This window comes from Cystobacter fuscus, assembly GCF_044360685.1.
Classification (GTDB): domain Bacteria; phylum Myxococcota; class Myxococcia; order Myxococcales; family Myxococcaceae; genus Cystobacter; species Cystobacter fuscus_C.
In genome coordinates this window covers 3,776,858-3,794,941 of sequence record NZ_CP043491.1, presented here as the reverse complement: position 1 = coordinate 3,794,941, position 18,084 = coordinate 3,776,858, and the positions used below count along the sequence as shown (strand labels likewise).

Below are 18,084 nucleotides of genomic sequence, written 5' to 3'. Positions count from 1 at the left end.
GTCAGGCCCGCGGGGGCTGGATGCTGCTCCTCATCTCCCGGCGGACCGCCTCGCCTACGCGCTCACCGACCGTCTCCGCCACGCGCATGCGGATCTCCTCGCCGACCCTCTCGCGGATGGCGCTCACGATGCGCTCGGTGTCGATCTGACCGAAGCCGGGCTGGGCGCCCATCCAGGGCTCACCCATGCCTGACTGCTGAGCCCCACCCAGCACGTCGCGGAGCGAATCGGCCAGCTGCTCCCGGAGCACCTCTTCCAGCTGCTCGCGGAGGTTGCGTGCGAGCCGCTCGTGGAGGGCGTCGGCCAGACGTCCACGAAGGGCGTCCGCGAGGCGCTCGGGCTGGAGCTGGCCATAGCCCTGCGGCTCCATCCGGCGCTCGGCCATCGCGGAGCGCAGCGTGTCCGCCAACCGCTCCCGGAGCGCTTCACGGACGCGCTCGCGCAGGGCGGTGTGGACCTTCTCGCGGATCCCTTCCACGATGCGCTCACGAATGGCGTCCGCGAGGCGCTCGGGGTCGACCTGGCCGAAGCCTTGCTGCCCCATCCGGCGCTCGGCCACCGCGGAGCGCAGCGTGTCCGCCAGCCGCTCCTTGAGCGCCTCGCGCACGCGCTCGCGCACGGCGTAGGCGAGCCGCTCGTGGAGTTCATCGGCCAGGCGTCCGCGGATGGCGTCCGCGAGGCGCTCGGGGTCGATCTGGCCGAAGCCCTGCGGCCCCATCCGGCGCTCGGCCACCGCGGAGCGCAGCGCGTCCGCCAACTGCTCGCGGAGCGCCTCGCGGACACGCTCGCGTACGACGGAGCCGATCCGCTCCCGCAGCGCATCCTCGAGACGGTTGCGAACCTTCTCCGCGAGGCGCTCGGTGTCGAACTGGCCATAGCCCTGCTGGGCGCTCATCCAGTGCTCGACCAGCGCGGTACGCAGGGCCTGCCCCAGCCGATCCTTGAGGACCTCGCGCACGCGCTCGTGCACGCCGGAGCTGATGCGATCACGGATGGCCTCGGAGAGGCGCTTGTGGATGGCATCCGAGATGTTCTCGGGGTCGATCTGCGCGGGCTGTTCCTGAATCAGCGGCGAGCGCTCGGCCTGCGCACAGCGCAGCGCCTCGCCGACGCGCTCGCGAATCTCGTCACCGAGACCATCCTCGAGAGCTGACACGACACGCTCGCGGACCGCATCCGTGATGCGCTCCTTGAGAGACTCGCCAATCGTCTGCTGCTGCTCCTGGGTTGAGAACTTGTCGCTGCTCATTGAAGGGACCCCCCCCATACGGTGGAACCATGGAAGCGGCAAGCCAGTGGGCTGCCCTTGCCGCAACGCATGGATAGGGGAATCCCTCGGTGCCAGATATGACCTTCAAGGGCACCGTCCTTGTCGCTCCGATGAAAGTTCGGAGGCTCGAGGCTCATTCACACCGGGAGTCATGGGTGAGCGAGGCGTTGCATCGCCCCGCGCACCGCGAGCGCACCCGCCATGATGGAGATGCCGCGGCTGAGGATTTCCACGCCCACCACGAGCCCCAACGCCCACAGGGTGGAAGTGGGCATCTGAGAGGAGATGATGACGCCCAGCACTACGGACACGATGCCGTAGGCGAAGTCCCAGCCCCACCCCGCGTAGCGGTCGACGATGGAGGTGATGCCCCGGAAGAGCCCGCTGGCGAAGAAGTAGCCGGCCAGCAGCAGTGTCATCGCCACCAGCCCGGAGCCCGGCCGTGCCAGGACCATCGCCCCCACCACGATGGAGAGGACGCCTCCCAACAGGTACATCAGGAAGGGGCCTGTCTTGCGGACGCGGAAGGCGTGGATGATTTCGAAGACACCCGCCACCACCAGCATGGAGCCGAAGAAGATGACCGAGGCGACGCTGGTGGCCACCACCGCTCCCAGCGCCACGATGCCAAGCAGGGAGAGCAACAGACCCATGACGAAGGGACCGCCCCAGAGCCCCGACCTGTTTCGTTGAGAAGTCGTGCCTGAATCGATGTTGGAGCTTGTGATTGCCATGATGGACCTCGTGGAGAGAGCAGGATTTCACCTCCACGAATCTGGAAGTGTTCCGCGGACCCGACAAGCGATGGAGAAGGCCACGGGACGACGGAGGCTCCTTGGGACGGGGGGAGGGCCGCGTTGCACGCGGTGGCTCCGCCTCTCGCCAGCCCATGAGATTCGCTCGATGCCTGCTCGCCCTTCCCCATGGGACTACATCGCCCTCAGCGCCTTCCTCCTCGTCTGGAAGCCGTGACGGTCCTGCCGCGAGGGCAACACTGCCCTGCCCGCCCGAGGGCTACAGCGACCGCGCGCACGCTGCCAGAGTCGTCGGCATGTCAAGACGATGCAGGTCAGAGGAGATCGGAGAAGTCCGGGGCGCGCGCGCTCAGGAAGGCCATCAGCGTGGCGAGGCGACCGGGCGTCAGCCGACGCTCCCGGCGCAGCAGGACCACACTCGCGGCGGCGCCGCGGAAATCGGAGAGGAGTTCGACCGCCGCGCCGTTCCGGAGCGAGGCGGCCGCGAGGTAGAGGGGGACGCAGGCGATGCCGCCGCCCGCGAGCATCGTCCCCCAGACGGCGTCGCCGTCGTCGAACGCGAACCGCGCCCGTGGCTCGTAGGTCCCCTCGGTCGTGTCGGCCACCGTCCGGTGGGGCCAGGGCTGGATCCGTCCGCTCTGGGGGTTCCGGAACCTGATGAGGTCGTGCTCGTCGAGCTCCGCGATCGTCCGCGGCGCGGGTCGCCGGGCGAGGTAGCTCGGCGCGGCGCAGATCACCCACGGGCAGGTGAACCAGGTTTGATGGACGTGGCCTGGCAGACCGTCGAGAGAGCCGGATCGGATCGCGAGGTCGATGCCGCCTTCGGCGAGATCGAGGACCTCGTTCGTCGCGCGGACGTCGAGCTGGATCTCGGGATGAAGCCGCGCGAGCTCGCCGAGCATCGGCACGAGGACGTGCCGGACGAACCCCACCGCCGCGGTGAGGCGCACGACGCCAGCGTTGCCGCTGCCCCTGGCATGCCCGGCTGCTTCCTCGAAGGACTCCGCCGCGCGCACGGCCTCGCGCGCCGGCTCGAGCAGCGCCGCTCCGGCCTCGGTGAGAGAAAGCGCGTGGGTCGACCGGTGGAGGAGCCGCACGCCAGCGCCCTCCTCGAGCCGGGTGAGCGCCTTCGACACGCTCGCCGACGACATCCCGAGGCGGCGGCCAGCCTCGGCGACCGAGCCAGCGTCCACCACGGCGATGAAGCATCGCAGTTGTGGAACGGAGACCTCGAAGTCGATGGCGCTCATGGACCGCGATGTACAGCGCGAGCGCCGGGCACCGCAAGGGCACGGGCGATCCTCGTCTCGGTCGGGCTCTTCTTCGCGACGGGCTGCGCCACGACCGCACATCCGACGCCCGCGGTGCTCACCTCGACGACGGAGCAGAGCGCGATGACGGACTTCCGCGTGGCCGCATACGAGAAGTTCCTCTCCACGTGGTCGGCGATCCCGGACGACCAACGGCTTCATCTGCTGCAGGCGAGCGTGACGGAGGGGATCGTCTTCACGAACCCCATGAAACCGCGGACCGGTATCAACGACATGGCAGACCACCTCAGGGACTTCCAGACGCGGATCCCGGGCGGCTCCTTCCGCCTCCTTGCGATGGTCGGCTGGGAAGACAACGCCATCGCCACCTGGCAGTTCGTCGACGCCGCGGGGAACGCTGGCTTCACGGGCTACGACGTCCTCGCCTTCGACGGCGAGCATCGCATCAAGAGCATCCTCCTCTTCAGCAACGTGCCGAAGCAGACCCTCAAGTAACGAAAGGAAACCCAATGATTGCGTTCACTCCCACCGATTTTGATCGCTTCCTCCGCGAGGACGACGGCGCGCCGGTCGTCATGCTCAACCTGCTCCGCTTCCGCCCCGACGGCGGACGGGAGCGATACCTCGAATACCTGCAGAAGGCGGGTCCGATCGTCGCGCGCTACGGCGCGGAGATCCTCTACGCGGGCGACGGCATGACGCCGCTCGCGGCGGAGCCGGGCCAGGCCTGGGACACCGTCGCCCTGGTCCGCTATCCGAGCCGGCGCGCCTTCGCGAACATGCTCGCCGATCCGGATTACGCGGTCGCCGATCCCGTGCGCATGTCGGCGCTCTCGGAGGCGGTCCTGCAGCCCACGCGTGGTATTTCGCCGGCCTGAGCGTACGGAAGCGAAACGCCGCGGTCGTCTCGAACCGCGGCGTTTCATCGGTCCATCAGGACGTGCGCTTCAGGCCTGTTTCAGATCCAAATCCTTTGACACCGCCAGCCGCACGGTGCGTGATCTCCACGCACCAATGGTGGTGAAGACGGACAAGAGGATTCGAATGAAGCGATTCGCCGTGATGACTGGGTTGATGGGCTCGCTCTTTGCCTTCGGCTGTGGGACCGAGCTTCCCGTGCAGGGTGACGAAATGGAGACCCAGCTGGAGGGTATGGCGTCCCAGCCGGGAGCGTCGCTGGTATGTACCAGGACGACAACGCAGGCGCCGTGTGGCACTGGCTACACCAGGACCACCGACACCATGTACTGCCCTGACATCAATTACATCCACACGGAGACGATCTGCGTGAAGTGCAGCACCGGGTGCTCGGTCACCTCCGTGACGGAAAGCATTGGCGGTTGCCAACACACGTACGGCGCTTGCCGGTAGACCATCTCGCACGACGCGAAGACAGAGGTGGAGTCGAGACGGGGCCCGCGAGCGTCCAGTCGCGGGTCTTCCCTCGTTTACGCTCGAGGTGAGTTCCCCGGCGGCGATACGGGCACCGACGCGTGGCACCACACGGTCGGCGCCGCGGGAGCGTGAAGCCCGGTTAGAAGCGGGGGCGCGAGCCGACCGACGGGGCCGAGGGCATGGACGGCCAGCCCCCGCTCCAGACGATGTTGTCCACGAGCATCACGCGCGCCGTGTGGGCCTCGTTCCACGCGTGATAGACCATGGCCGAGCCGCCCGTGGGGCTGGTCACCACCGAGCCGTGTCCGGGGCCCTCCCAGCCTGGCACCGTCTTGAGGATGGGGGCGCCGAACTTCGTATAGGGGCCCAGGGGGCTCGTCGCGCGCGCCACGCCAATGGCATACGTGCCGTTGTAATAGGCGTTGCCGCTGTAGAAGAGATAGTAGTAGCCGTCGCGCGCCACCATCCACGGGGCCTCGACGACGCCGCCCTCCCACGACAGATCATTGGTGATGAGCTGCACGCGGCTGCCCACGAGCGACAGGCCATCCGCCGAGAGCTGCTGGCCGTAGATGGGCGTCTTCTTGCCCACCGCGTTCCCATCCGCCTTCCACACGAGGTAGGGCGTGCCATTGCTGGCCTTCAGGACCGTGGCGTCGATCATCCCCATGCTCGTGTCGTTGATGAGCGGGCGGCCCAGGTCGGTATAGGGGCCGAGGGGGTTCGCCGCCGTGGCGGCGCCAATCGACAGCGCGCCATTGGTGTGGCGCGCGGTGAAGTAGGCGATGTAGCGCGAGCCCACCTTGTGGATCTCCGGCGCCCAGAAGTCTCCCTTGGCCCACGTGGGTTTGGTCGCGGACGAGAAGATGGAGCCCGCGGACGTCCACGTCACGAGGTCCGTCGAGGTGCGCAGCGCATAGTTTCCGCCCGTACAGGCGGCGATGTACCGGTTGCCGTCCTGGAGGACGCCCGGGTCCGGGCAGTCGGTGGCCACCACCGGGTTCTGGTAGAGGCCGCCACAGCCCGAGTACATGAACGACATGCCGCACGCGTTCGAGCCCGTGAAGAAGGGCTTCCAGCCATTGGAGAGCACCGCGTAGGAGTTGGGGCTCTGGTTGGTGCACGAGCGGTCCCAGAACACCCGCCCGCCCGCGTCGTCATACTGGTTCGAGCCGGAGTGGATCCACGACGCGTTGTAGGTGATGCGCGTGGTGCACGCGGGCGCGCCCGCGCACGTCGTGTCGAAGGCCATCACGCACGCGTTCTTGCCGGTGAAGTACGGCTTCCAGCCATTGGAGAGCACCGCATAGGAGTTGCTGCCCTCGTTGATGCAGGTGCCATCCCACGTCACCTGCCCATCCGCCGTGTCCTCCATGCTCGTGCGGCCCGGGTGGATCCACGTGTCGCCGTAGGTGATGCGGGTCGTACACGCCGCGAGTTCCGCTGGGGCGGAGGTGAGCGGTTCCCGCGCCGCCCCCTCTTCGCCCTCACCGCCTCCACAGCCCGGCATCACCGCTATCGTCGCCCCCACCAGCGTGAGGGATGCAGCCCATTTATAGGTTTTCATGAGAAATGGCTATATACACGAATTACCTGAATAAAACAGGATGAAAGAATGGGCTGTAAGATGCCGAGGGCGCACTTCAGCATCTTGAGGGCATGAGCTTGAGCGTTCTCGACGTAGCACGTCCCATCGCGGCGTTGGCAGCGGCGTTCTTCGAGGCCGCCTCGACGTGGGCGGACGACCGGACGGGATGGACTGGGCGGTCCGCGGCAACCCTTGAGGCGACGCCCCGCCCCCTCCACTCCCTCCCCCCCCTCCACAGGGCCCCTAAAGCGGCGGATGAAAGCCGGTGTCCAGGCCGCCGTCTGGCAGAAGCTGAACAAGCTGGTGGAACGTCTTTCCGCCAGCCGGGTCAGGCGCGAAGCGATAGAGAAGCACGGTGCCGTTGGGCCCCACTGTGAGTCCGAGAATGCTCGAGATCTCCTCCGCGGCGAACGCCGAACGGAAACGCTCGGCGACCGCCCTGTCGCTCCGCCCGTTCGAGTCCAGGCGTGCCAGCACCACTGGAGTCTGTTCTTCGAACGCGTTCAAGAGACCCACCCGGGCGACGATGAAGCCTCCGTCCGCGAGAGCGCTCAGGTGGTTGGCTTCGAAGGGAAACTCCTCCCGCTGGAAGGTGTCGTCCAGGGTTCCGTCAGGGTTCAGACGCATCACCACGGAACGAGCCTCACCCGTCACGAAAGCGGTGACGATCTTTCCGTCCGCCTGAACAGCCAGGGCTGTTGCCTGGCGCAATTCCTTCTCGCGCTGCATCCCCAGAAGCCGCTCATGAAAGACCTCATCAGGCTGCCCTTCAGCGCTGATGGAGTAGACAGCCGGGAGGAGAGACTCCGCGTAATTGGGATTGTCGGCGACGAGGAAACGCCGCCCATCGGCACCGCTCGCGCCGCGAATGGAATCGGCTACATCCAGCCCTGGCATCTCCCTCCATGAGGACAGGTCTGGCAGCCCCTCGGGAGAGATCCGCAGGATGGGGCTCCCGGACCTGGAATCCGCCTCACGACGGAAGCCTCCATACAGCAGCAGCCCGCCATCCGACTGGAGCTGGATCTCCGCGACCAGGCCCTCGACGTGCTGCTCGGCCGGTAGGTTGGGGATGGACACCCGGCGGAGTTCTTCTCCCTCCGGGCTGAGGATCAAGGCCAGCTCGTCCTTGCGATCCGGAGAGCTGGAGATCGACTCTGAGCCCAGGAGGATTCTTCCATCCGACTGAAGCCAGACGTGGCCTGGATGCACGGACGAGAGGTGCACACAGCGGTCCTGTCCCTTGAAGGTGGGATCGATGCGCCCATCCGGCAGGAGCCGGGAGAGCTTCACGCCGTTCTTCCTCGTTCCTTCCTTGGAGATGAAGCCGTGGACGAGGATCCTGCCATCGGGCTGATACGCGACCCCCAGGACTTCCGTGCTGAACCCATGCTGGCCGGCTTCCCACAGGGAAATCTCGCAGGGCGAAGCGAACGCGAACCCCTTCAGCTTGCCGTAGAGGACATGCCCGGGCATGAACCACACGTCGAAGGACGCCACGCGCACCGTGACGTCCAGGAAGGGGACTCTTCGGGGCAGGGGCAGCACGGCCAGGATGAGCAGGAGGACCCCAGGCACGAGTGAGCTGATGACCAGCCTGCGTGCCTGGGACATGCGCATCAACCACACCGGCCAGGTGAGCGCGAAGTAGTAGAGCGTATAGGAGAACAGGCCCGTCACCAGCCAACCTCCACCGCCCGATCGGTCGGTGCTTTGGTTGGTGTGGATCACCACGCCAACGGCCACGGGGATGGCGAGGACAAGCGGCCAGAACCACAGGAGACGTCTTCCCATGCCCCCGACTATAGCGGAGGGCCGCCAATCCCAAGTCCTTCGCCACCCGGCCGGGCCGCGCGAGCGAGGGACGCGTTACTCTCCGGACGCCTTGAAGATGAACGGGTAGGTGACGACCACCGAGCCACCGCCCTGGGGCTTGGGGAACGTCCAGGTGCTCACGCGGCCGGCCACGCACTGCTCCAGCTCGGAGTTGCCCGCCGTGGACTGGACCGCCTTCGACGTCACCACGTTGCCCTCGGTGGCGATGGTGAAACGGACGGCCACCTTGCCGCCCAGCTTGGGGAAGCGGTTGAGCAGGCTCTCGTAGCAGAAGCGGATCTGCCCGCGGTTGCGCTGGATGACCTGGCGCACGAGCTCCCTGTCGAGCGAGCCGCTCACCGAGGCCTCCTCGGCCGCGATGCCCACTTCCACACTCTGCTTGGTGCTGCCGCCGAGGCCGCCGACGTGGCTGCCATAGCCGCCCATGCCACCGCCACGGCCCTTGGTGCCCACCTCGCCGATGCCCACCACGTCCGTGGAGCGCGCGCCCACCCCGCCGCCGTCCTTGATGCGCAGGCCATCGATGCTGGTCGCGCCCACCCTGGCGCCGACCATGTTGCCTATGGCGGCCTTGATGTTGTTGTTCATCCCACCGTCGAAGAGGCTCGCCACGATCTTTTTGTCACCGAAGATCCCCTTCACCACATCCCTGGCCGTGTTTTTCTTGTCGAGCCTGGTCCGAGTCAAGGCGGACTGGGTCCTCTCCTTCTTGACGACCTGGGTGCCGTCGCCACGGGCCACCTTCTCCTTCCTGGCCGTCTTCTCCGCCTTCTGCGCGTTGAGCTTCTCCAGGAACTTGTTCTTCTGCGTCTCGGGAGGCTTCACGATGTACCTGGCGATGCGCGAGTTGTTGCCCGCGAGCTCATCCGCGTAGCTGTCGCCCGCCGCGGCCAGGTTGGACGCGCTGATGACGAACATCGACGCGATGAAGAAGAGCACCAGGATGATGTTGATGCCCGAGAAGTCCAGCGACTCGCCCAGCGGTGCCCAGGCGCGCTTGGGCACGGACTCGTAGCAGGCCTCCAGCGTCACGCCGCCCAGGTCCACCGCCAGGAAGTCGCCGTCCTCGAGCGTGAGCGCGTAGGCGTCGCCCTCGTGCGAGGCCTTGCCGGACTCGATGACCGCCTTGAGGTCCAGCGTCTCGCCCTCGCGGATGAGCGCGCCCTTCATCTTGCCCGTGAAGAGCACCGTGTAGGACTGGCCGTCCGAGCGCATCACCTCGAAGCGCTCCCCGCCGAGCTTGGAGTCGCCCATGACGAAGTCCACGTCCTTGGCGCTGCCCACGGAGAACACGCGCTTCTGGCCCGGGGCGATGAAGAAGTCGCCCACGCGCTGGTCACCCCACATGAAGTGCAGGCCCAGACCGACCGGCCCCTTCGACCGGGACGGAATCCGGCGCACGCGGGGCGCGGCCGGAGCATCCACCGTGGCCGCCTTGTGCTTGGACTTGTGCGTGGCCTGCGGCTCCGCGACGGGAGCGGCCACCGGAGCGGCGGCCGAGGCGAGGTTCGCCGCGGCGATGGCCGTGGTGTCCTCCAGTCGGAGGGTGGTGCCACCGACCTTGATCTCATCGCCGAAGGACAGCAGGACCTTGTTCACCCGCTTGCCGTTGACGTAGGTGCCCTCGACGCTGCCCATGTCGGTGATGGACAGGCGGCCATCGGAGGCGACCTCGATGACGGAGTGGATACGGCTGACCTTCTCGTCGTCCAGGCACAGCTGCGCCGAGGCGAGACGGCCAATCTTGATGATGTCGCGCTCGAAGTCCTTGGAGGTGACCAGGGTGTCACCCTTGAAGACCCGGAGTGTCAAAGGCACGGGCATTGCGATTCCTCGGGTAGGCCTGCTGCGGCGATCCCTAGGACAATGCGGAGAGCGGTAGGTTCCCGGCGATTTTCACAACTCGCAGGAGACTCCATCAGGGGGCAATGCTCAGGGTGGCGGTCTCTGTAAGTGGTGGGCGGAGGTGCACCGCTGGGTTCAGTGAAACCATTGCCAACACTAACGCGTTGTGCTAATAGGGGCCCGCATCGCGCATCCCCCGAATTCCTAGACTTTTCACCTTCAAGAAACAGCCACCGGGCTCCCCCGTAGCGAACCGGTGCGTCTTGAAACCGCGCGCGACAGGAGAAAGCAGCCATGGAGGAAATGAAATACACGCTGGACGCTGCCAAGGCAGAGGAGCGTCTGCACTGGGCGGGAGTGCTGAAGCAATGGATCTGGGACAAGAACATCCGCCTCGAGCGGACCGGACCACAGGCCATTGTCTTCGCCGTCATCGCCGCCGTGGCGCTTGCCGTCGAGCTGTCCTATCACCAAGGCGCGCTCAGCCTGCGCGAGGCCCTGTCGGCCCAGAGCGTGGTGATTTTCTACAACGTCAAGGCCGTGCTGCTCTCCAGCGTCGATGCCTCCATCGGCTCGTGGATCATCGCCATCAGTTTCGCGCGGATCCTGTTTGGCCTCGTCGTTGGAATCGCCGACATGGTGTTCTACGAGAAGATCACGGGCCGCCCATTCGACTGGAACGCCATGGTCACCATCTCCGCGGTCAATGTCGTGTTTCTGCTGACCGCGGTGTTCACCTTCATGAATCCGGCGGTCACGGACCTGTTGGTGCAATACGAGCGCCTCATCCAGCACGTGCCGACCCTGGTGAACCTGAACGGCGCGCTCGCGCTGGTGGTGGCCGCCCTCATCGGTGACTTCTGCTTCTACTGGTCGCACCGCTGGTGCCACAAGGTCCGGTTCTTCTGGAACCTCGGGCACGTCAACCACCATCGCTCCAAGAACCTGTCCCAGTTGACGCAGGCGGTTGATCCGCAGTCCTTCTTCCTGGACACGGCTGGCGGCAAGGTGTTCGTCCTCCTCCTGCTGCCCGTGATGACGAAGCTCTTCACCCTGGATTTCCGTGACAGCGGCTGGGCGCTCATCGTCCTGTTGGTGCTCGACGTCTGGACCAACCCGTCCCACTCGGTCGTTCTCTACTACGCCGAGAACCGGAGCCGCGTGCTGCGGTGGTTCCGCTGGTTCCTCGTGACCCCCGCGGTGCACTTCACCCACCATTCACGCGAGCCGGAGCACAATTTGACGGATGGGTGCAACTTCGGCGCGCGGGTGACCCTCTGGGACCGCCTGCTCGGGACCTACGTCGAGCCGCCCCCCCGCATTCCCGAGGCGGGCTTGTTCAGCGAGGAAACGGACTACTGCAACAACCCCGTGCGTTTCATCTTCCACCCCTACGTGCGGATGTTCACGGAGCTCCGGCAGAACGAGCTGAAGTACTGGCCGGCGATCCTCTTTGGCCCGACCACCTACGATCCGCCGGTGCCCGTCAAGAGCAAGCATTGACAGGCGGGCTGGCGGGTATACACCCGGGGACATGCACCGAGAGGATCCCTCCATGGACATTTCCCTCTATCAAGCCAGCCTCCCCACCCTGGTCCGCATGTTGCGGAACCTGGATCAGATCCTCGCGAAGGCCGCCGCCTTCGCGGAGAAAGAGCGGATGAGCCCGGAGCTGCTTCTGGAGCGCCGCCTTCATCCGGACATGTTCTCGCTCTCGAGACAGGTGGAAATCATCGTCTCGGGCGCGAAGGGGTGCGCCGCCCGCCTGGCCCGACGCATCGCTCCGGACGAGGAGTCGCAGGAGTTCGCGGTCTTCAACCGGGGCGCCGAGCAGTCGTTCGGCGAACGGCTGACGTCGTTCGCCGCGCTGCGGACCCTGGTCCAGGATGCCGTCGGTTATCTGGAAGGGATCTCCCAGGCGGAGATCGACGCCGCGCCAGAACAGCCCATCTCGGTGGCCAAGCCGGGGGAGGTTCGCGTCTTCGAGAACCCCCGCACCTTCGTGCTCCGCTCTGTTCTGCCGAACCTCTATTTCCACATCACCGTGGTGTACGCCCTGCTGAGGTCGGCGGGGGTCGCCTTGGGCAAACAGGACTTCGAGGGTGCCCCGGCCTACCAGGTCCGGCGCACCTAGGAGGGACTTCGAGCCTGGCCTCATCTGGCGTGGGCGGCGGCAACGCCTCCAAGCGCACCCCACCCGCCCTCGGCACGAAGGTCGAGGGCCAGGGGCACCTTCGCCAGGCGGCCGGGCTCGTGCGCCAACCGGTGGGCCAGGCGGGCCACCAGGTCCAGCGGGTCCACGGGGAGCTCCAGCCACTGCCACTCCAGGGAGGACAGCATGGCCGTCAGCTCTCGGCGCAGCAGTCCCTCGCGGGCCAGCAACAGGGAGCCACCCATCCCGACGCGGACGGTTCCCGTCAGGTGGCACCGGGAGGCCACGGCGGTGATGCCGGCGGCCAACTCCCGGGCCGCTTCGGCCAGGATCGTCCTGGCCACGGCGTCTCCCTGGGCCGCCGCGGCCAGCACCGCCGGAGCGAAACTGGCCACGGTGGATTTGGGCGAGCCGGCGGTGGCATGCACCCGCGCGCACAGCATCTCGGCGCGGGTGTCCTCGCGGGTGTCCTCGCCCGCCCAGGCCTCGGCCGCCTCGGCCAGGCTCGTCACCGGCCCCCGGCCATCCTGCATCCGCACCACGGCGGCCAGGCCCCGGCGGCCGATGTCGAAGCCTCCCCCCTCGTCGCTGAGCAGGTACTCCATGCCGGAGGCCCGGGCCCAGTGCCCCTCGGGCGTCATGGCGGCGTAGCCCGTGCCCGTTCCGCAGATGGCGACCAGGTCACACGCCCCGGCCGCGACCGGGGGAACGATGTCATTCATCAGCCACAGCCGCTCCGCCCGGAGAGGCTCCAGTCCGCGCTCCGCCAGGGCGCGCACGGCGGCCCCCGTCGTCTGGAGCGCCTGGCGTGTCCCGGCATTCGACAGGGCCAGGCACGCGGTGCCGATCCGCTCGACCCCCACCGGCCGTTCGCGCCACAGCCGCTCGAGCAGCCCGGCCAGGACCTCCATGCCCCGGCCCCCACTGGTCTGCTCGTTACAACTCGGCCCCTCGAGCCGGGTGAGCAGCCGGCCCTCGGAGGCGAGTCCCAGGCGGGTGGTGGAGCCGCCTCCGTCCACGACGAGATCGCAGCTCATGAGGCCACGACCCGGGGCTGGAGCCGGGGCAGGGCGAACGCCGCCAGCGCCAGCACCGCTCCGGCCCCCGCGAGCATGCCCCAGGTGGCCCGCAGCCCCCAGAGATGGGCAATGGCCCCACACAGGGGAGGGCTGATCAGATAGCCGAGGTAGGCGAGCAGGGTGACCCGCGCGATGGCGGCGCCGTGGGCCGAGGGTTCCGTGATCTCGGTGGTCATGCTGAACACCGTGGGGACTCCCCCCGCCATGCCGAGGCCCGCCACCGCGAAGCCCACCAGGGCGACGATGGGCTGGGTGGCCGTGAGCACCAGCAGCAGGCCGGCCGCGGCGCTGACACCGGCCAGGGAGAGCTGGGTCCTCCCGTCGATCCTCGAGGCCAGTTTCTGGGCCACGAGCCGGCCGCAGAACAGGCTCCCCATGTAGACCGCGGGACCCGTGCCGCCGAGCACCGGCTGTGCGCCGAGCACCGTCTCCAGGTACAGGGCCGACCACTGCTCGACCGCGTTCTCCACCAGGTGGACCGCGGCGCCCAGCAAACCCAGGCTCAGCAGGAGCGAGGCTCCGTGCGGCCTCTCTTTCGGCGCGTTGTCCTTGCTGGCCGGCAGGGGGAGTCTGGCCAGGTTGGCGGGCACGGTGAGGAACACCAGGAGCGCCATCACGGAGATGAGCAGGGGCACGGGCAGCGCGAGCTGACGGCCGAGACCCGCGCTGGTGCTGGCGAAGACCACGGCGACTGGAAAGGCCGCGTGGGCCATGTTGAACAGCTTGTGCCCCATCGCCGCCTCCAGGGCCGCGATGCGCGCGTTGAGCGCGATATCGAGCGCTCCCGAGGTGGCGCCGACGAAGACGAGCGCGATGCCCAGCGCCCAGGGCGAGGTGACGAGCCCCAGGGGCACCACGGCCACGGCGAAGGCGGCCAGGGTCAGCGGCAGCGCCCGGTTGCGCAGCCGGTCCACCCACGGACCGAACAGGAGCATCGCCGGCATGGCGCCCACCGCCACGCCCAGCAGCGCCAACCCTAGCTCCCGCTCACCGGCACCCGTCGCCTCCTTCACGGCGGGCAGCAGGGCCCCCCAGGCGCCCCAGAAGACACCCCAGGCCGCGTAGGCCAGGACGATTCCAACGATCGGCCACCGCGAGTGGCTCGTCGCCAGGGTGGCTCCCTCTGAACTGCTCGTCGTCTCCTTCATGGAACGACCAATACCTTTCCGGGCCGCGCTCGAGGCCCTTCCCCGCTCAATTCCACGGGCAGTTCTGTCAGGCCAATACGCCGCAGCACCAGCCGTTCCAACGCCCAGGTGGAATCCGGGGCCGCCAGCCACCGCAGGCCTCGTTCAAAACAAGATGGTTCGGTGCCATAGCTGCCCGCGACCGTCACGTCCTTTTGTCCCCAGCGCACGCGGGCGGTGCCCTCCTGGCGGCGCAAGGGATCCAGCTCGAGCGAGACACCGGCCTCGGTGAAGTGATCCGTGGCCTGGGTTCCCCCATACAGGAGGATGACCCCGTCTGGCGCCACGGTGTCCAGCGCCCAGCGCAGCCAGCGTGCCTCGATGAAGGCGGTCGCCAGCACGATGGCCCGAGGAGGCGTCCGGGGCGGCTCGTCCTGGCCGAGGGCCCCGACGGGCAGCAGCCCGGTGGCGCGCAGGAACTCCAGCTTGTCCACGCCCGCGTTGCGCAGGCTGACCGTGGCGCCCGCGGCCTGGGCCGACAGGGCGATGAGTGTGCCGGCGATGCCCGCGCCCACCACGAGCACCTGGTGTCCGGAGACCTGGCCCCCCAGCGCCCGCGTCACCCGGTCCAGACAGTGCACCGCACAGGCGAGCGGCTCCGCGAAGACCGCCCGCTCCAGACGGACGCTCCCGGGGACCCGGTGCAGGGCCTCGGTCAGCTCCCGCTGCGTGCCATCGGCCGGCATGAGGTCGGCGAAGGCCGTTCCCCGGTTGAGGGGGCGGTTGGGATCCAGGCACACCCACTCCCCCACCTCGAAGGGGGCCTTGCCCCAGCGCGCGACCACCTCTCCCACGACTTCATGGCCGAACTGGCTCGCCCCCTGGCGCTGCCGCGCGGCCTCCTTGTAGTCGGAGCGGCAGACGCCCAGCACCAGGGGCCGCACCATCACGCCCGCCGGGTGACGGGGAGACCAGGCCAGCCCCGGGCGGAGCTGGGGGCCCTCGGGCGTCAGGGCCACGTGCCGCAGCACCGGGTGCGCTTCGCCCACTTCTGGTGTCTGCGTCTCAGGCCAGGGCATGACACGCCTCTCCGAAGCGGGCGACGAGCTCATCCACTTCTTTCTCGGTGATGACGAGCGCCGGGCGGATCTCGATGACGTGGCCGCGCCCATGCTCGGACACCCGGGTCATCAAGCCCTGGCGCATCAACGACGCCTGCAAGGCCAGCGCCTGGGATGGCGCGGGCTCTCCGCGGGGGCCCACCACCTCCAGTCCCAGCATCAGGCCGACGCCCCGGACCTCGCCGACGAAGGAATGCTCCGGGGCGAGCCGGGCCAGGCCCTCGCGCAGACGCGCGCCCACGTGCCGGACATGGGGGAGGAAGCCCGGACGCGAGACGATCTCCACCGTCTTCACGGCCGCCGCCGCCGCCACCGCGTTGCCCCCTCCGGTGAAGCCATGGTGGATGCGTGGCATGCCCATCAACCGCTCCTCGGTGAGGATGGCCCCCAGCGGAAAGCCGCTTCCCGTGAGGCCCTTGGACAGGGTCATCATGTGCGGCGAGACGCCGAAGTAGTCCGCGGCGAACATCTCTCCCGTGCGGCCAAAGCCCGTCTGGATCTCGTCGAAGATGAGGACGATGCCCCGCTCCTCGCAGAAGCGCTTGAGCTCGGGGAAGTAGCGCGGCGGCGGAACGATGTTCCCGCCCACCCCGAAGATGGGCTCGATCAACACGCACGCCACGCTGCCCGAGCTGGCGTAGCGGATGAAGTCGTCGATCCGCGACACACAAGGCAGCTCGCACTGATCCGCCTTCTGGCCGTAGAAGCACCGCGAGCAGGAGGGCTCCGGGACGTGCAACGCTCCCGGCATGACGTAGGGGAACGGGGCCCGGTGGAAGGCGAAGCCCGAGTAGCCGATGGTGGCCATGGTCTGCCCCAGGTGGCTGCGGAACATGGTGATGACGTCCCGCTTGCCCGTGACGTGCTGGGCGATGCGGATGGCGCCCTCGTTCGCGGTGGAGCCGCCCGGGCTGCGCAGGTGCACGCGGCTCAGGTTCGGGGGCGTCAGGCCCACCAGCGCCGCGCCCAGTTGCTCGACGGGCTCCGACAGGTAGGAGGAGCCCGTGTGCACCAGCCGGTCCATCTGCTCCCTCGCGGCGGCCATCACCTCGGGGTGGTTGTGTCCCAGCAGCAGGTTGAAGGTCCCCGAGATGCAGTCGAGGAACTCCCGGCCGTCCCGGGTGCGCACCCGTACCCCCGAGGCCTCGGTGATCACGAGGTCACCGGTCTCGTAATAGAAGGGGGGCGGAACCGTCATCGGAGCCCTCCCCCGTCCGCGCCAAGACCCAGGCTGGAGAGCTGCTGCCGCACCCACGAGGGCAGATCATACCGGAGGACGACTTCCCGCCGGCGCCGCGCGGCCTCGGCCCTCTCGGCGGCCGTGGCGCGCAGGGCCTCCTTCAGTGCCTGGGACTGCTCGACGAGGTCGAACGGGTTGACGATCCGCGAGACGCTGGCGAGCGCCTCGGCCGCGCCGCAGCGCTCCGAGAGGATGAGCACCGCGTCGCGCTGGTTGAAGAGCGTGCCCTCGAAGGCCGTGAGGTTCTGCCCGTCGACGGTGGAGTTGAGCATCAGCACATCCGCCCGCTTCAGGGCCGTGAAGGTGCCGTTGACATCGTTGGTGCAGACCATCCGCACCACTTCTCCTCCCAGGGTCTGGTTGGCCGCCTCGACGGCCCGGCCCACCCGGTCGCGGTACAGGTGATTGGCCTCCACCGAGAGCCGGTTGGGGTTCATCTTCACGAACATCCGGGCATGCCGCAGGCCCGGGTCCTCTTCCAGCGCCGCGGTGAAGGCGAGCACGGCCCGCTCGGCGTTCTTGATGGGATCCGTGCGGCCCGAGTGGACGACGAGGGGACGGTCGCCCACCCACGCGTCCAGTTCGGAGGAACCCTCCCCTTCGCGGATGTCCAGGGCCGAGGGGCTGTAGCCGAGCGCCATCGTCTCCGCGCGCACCGTGCGGCCTTCCCAGCGCACGGTGCCGGACGCGAAGTCCACGCGCGCTTCCGGGAGCAGATCCTCCACGCAGGCCAGGAAGTTGCGCACCCAGCGGGCGGCGAAGAAGGCAACGACGTCCGCGCCCAGCATGCCGCGCAGCAGCCCCTCGCGCATGGGCCGCGGCAGCATCCGCCAGTAATCCGCCGAGGGCCAGGGGATGTGGACGAAGAGCAGCTGGGGCGCCTGGGGACGCTGGGCGCGCAGATGCTGGGGCACGCCGCACATCTGGTAGTCGTGCAGCAGGTAGACGGGCTGCTCGCAGGAGCTCGAGCGCTCCAGCAGCGTGGTGGCGAAGGTGCGCGTGAAGGTCTCGAAGTTCTTCCACGCCCGGTGGCTGCGCGTGTCGAAGGTGGGCTTCGTCCAGCCATCCCAGAGGTAGTTGTTGCTGGCCCAGAGCAGGTCGGCGGTGATGATCTCCTGCATGTCCTCGAAGACGGCGGGGTCATGCTGAAGCAGGTGGAGCCGGACGGGGGCGGCGGCGCTCACCTTCACCTCCATGCCCTGGGGGTGCTGGGTGGCCATGTGTCGGTCCTCTTTCGTCATGGCGCAGGCGATCCACGACACGCCCAGCTGACTGGCCAGATCGGCCACCACGTTGGCGGTGCCACCCGGGGCCAGCTCCGCGGTGAGCGTCCCCGAGGCATCGCGGTGGTACGTCACGGGGGCTCGCTTGCTGGCGAGGAAGATGCGTTCTTGGCTCATGGAAC

At 68.0% G+C, this 18,084-nt stretch carries 15 protein-coding genes; 4 read left to right on the top strand and 11 right to left on the bottom strand.

Features of this window, described 5'->3' with window-relative positions:
* Position 1 precedes the first annotated feature (1 nt).
* From F0U63_RS15530 to F0U63_RS15520, 3 genes are all read right to left on the bottom strand, one after another.
* On the bottom strand, positions 2-1,249 hold the full coding sequence (locus F0U63_RS15530) for a DUF445 family protein (protein ID WP_395846694.1): 1,248 nt from the start codon (positions 1,247-1,249) through the stop codon (positions 2-4).
* A 170-nt stretch (positions 1,250-1,419) separates the two neighbouring features.
* Complete coding sequence (locus tag F0U63_RS15525; protein ID WP_395846693.1) at positions 1,420-2,004, bottom strand: HdeD family acid-resistance protein; 585 nt, start codon at positions 2,002-2,004, stop codon at positions 1,420-1,422.
* 335 nt (positions 2,005-2,339) lie between these two features.
* A complete protein-coding gene (locus F0U63_RS15520; protein ID WP_395846692.1) occupies positions 2,340-3,275 on the bottom strand; it encodes a LysR substrate-binding domain-containing protein in 936 nt (311 codons plus the stop codon).
* 144 nt (positions 3,276-3,419) lie between these two features.
* Between F0U63_RS15520 and F0U63_RS15515 the strand changes: the two genes are divergently transcribed.
* Together F0U63_RS15515 and F0U63_RS15510 are read left to right on the top strand one after the other, a co-directional pair.
* Entirely contained in the window at positions 3,420-3,791 is a 372-nt protein-coding gene (locus tag F0U63_RS15515; protein ID WP_395846691.1) for a nuclear transport factor 2 family protein, read from the top strand.
* 14 nt (positions 3,792-3,805) lie between these two features.
* A complete protein-coding gene (locus tag F0U63_RS15510; protein WP_395846690.1) occupies positions 3,806-4,174 on the top strand; it encodes a DUF1330 domain-containing protein in 369 nt (122 codons plus the stop codon).
* A gap of 656 nt (positions 4,175-4,830) precedes the next feature.
* Here the strand turns inward: F0U63_RS15510 and F0U63_RS15505 are convergent.
* The 3 genes from F0U63_RS15505 to F0U63_RS15495 all read right to left on the bottom strand — a co-directional run bounded on the left by F0U63_RS15505 (position 4,831) and on the right by F0U63_RS15495 (position 9,939).
* Positions 4,831-6,258 carry a glycoside hydrolase family 43 protein gene (locus F0U63_RS15505; protein WP_395846689.1) on the bottom strand — a complete coding sequence of 476 codons (1,428 nt, stop codon included), beginning with the start codon at positions 6,256-6,258 and terminating at the stop codon, positions 4,831-4,833.
* 264 nt (positions 6,259-6,522) lie between these two features.
* Entirely contained in the window at positions 6,523-8,073 is a 1,551-nt protein-coding gene (locus tag F0U63_RS15500) for a hypothetical protein (protein ID WP_395846688.1), read from the bottom strand.
* A 75-nt stretch (positions 8,074-8,148) separates the two neighbouring features.
* Positions 8,149-9,939, bottom strand: a complete 1,791-nt coding sequence (locus tag F0U63_RS15495) for a TonB family protein (protein ID WP_395846687.1) — start codon at positions 9,937-9,939, stop codon at positions 8,149-8,151.
* Positions 9,940-10,254: 315 nt separating this feature from the next.
* Here F0U63_RS15495 and F0U63_RS15490 point away from each other — a divergent pair, with 315 nt between their 5' ends.
* Together F0U63_RS15490 and F0U63_RS15485 are read left to right on the top strand one after the other, a co-directional pair.
* Positions 10,255-11,463 (top strand): sterol desaturase family protein, encoded by a 1,209-nt coding sequence (locus tag F0U63_RS15490; RefSeq protein ID WP_395846686.1) that lies wholly within the window; start codon positions 10,255-10,257, stop codon positions 11,461-11,463.
* 52 nt (positions 11,464-11,515) lie between these two features.
* Complete coding sequence (locus F0U63_RS15485) at positions 11,516-12,094, top strand: DUF1993 family protein (RefSeq protein WP_395846685.1); 579 nt, start codon at positions 11,516-11,518, stop codon at positions 12,092-12,094.
* Positions 12,095-12,114: 20 nt separating this feature from the next.
* Here the strand turns inward: F0U63_RS15485 and F0U63_RS15480 are convergent, their stop codons facing one another.
* From F0U63_RS15480 to F0U63_RS15460, 5 genes are read right to left on the bottom strand one after another with little or no spacing between them, the layout of a single operon-like run.
* Entirely contained in the window at positions 12,115-13,149 is a 1,035-nt protein-coding gene (locus F0U63_RS15480; protein ID WP_395846684.1) for a BadF/BadG/BcrA/BcrD ATPase family protein, read from the bottom strand.
* Complete coding sequence (locus F0U63_RS15475; RefSeq protein WP_395846683.1) at positions 13,146-14,339, bottom strand: MFS transporter; 1,194 nt, start codon at positions 14,337-14,339, stop codon at positions 13,146-13,148. Before F0U63_RS15475 ends, F0U63_RS15480 begins: the two co-directional genes overlap by 4 nt.
* The gene (locus tag F0U63_RS15470; protein ID WP_395846682.1) at positions 14,336-15,397 is read right to left on the bottom strand and encodes an alcohol dehydrogenase; all 1,062 of its coding nucleotides are present in this window, start codon (positions 15,395-15,397) and stop codon (positions 14,336-14,338) included. Before F0U63_RS15470 ends, F0U63_RS15475 begins: the two co-directional genes overlap by 4 nt.
* Entirely contained in the window at positions 15,384-16,637 is a 1,254-nt protein-coding gene (locus F0U63_RS15465) for an aspartate aminotransferase family protein (protein WP_395846681.1), read from the bottom strand. Before F0U63_RS15465 ends, F0U63_RS15470 begins: the two co-directional genes overlap by 14 nt.
* The gene (locus F0U63_RS15460; protein WP_395846680.1) at positions 16,634-18,079 is read right to left on the bottom strand and encodes a trehalose-6-phosphate synthase; all 1,446 of its coding nucleotides are present in this window, start codon (positions 18,077-18,079) and stop codon (positions 16,634-16,636) included. The genes F0U63_RS15465 and F0U63_RS15460 overlap by 4 nt, the downstream gene beginning before the upstream one ends.
* Positions 18,080-18,084: the final 5 nt, after the last annotated feature.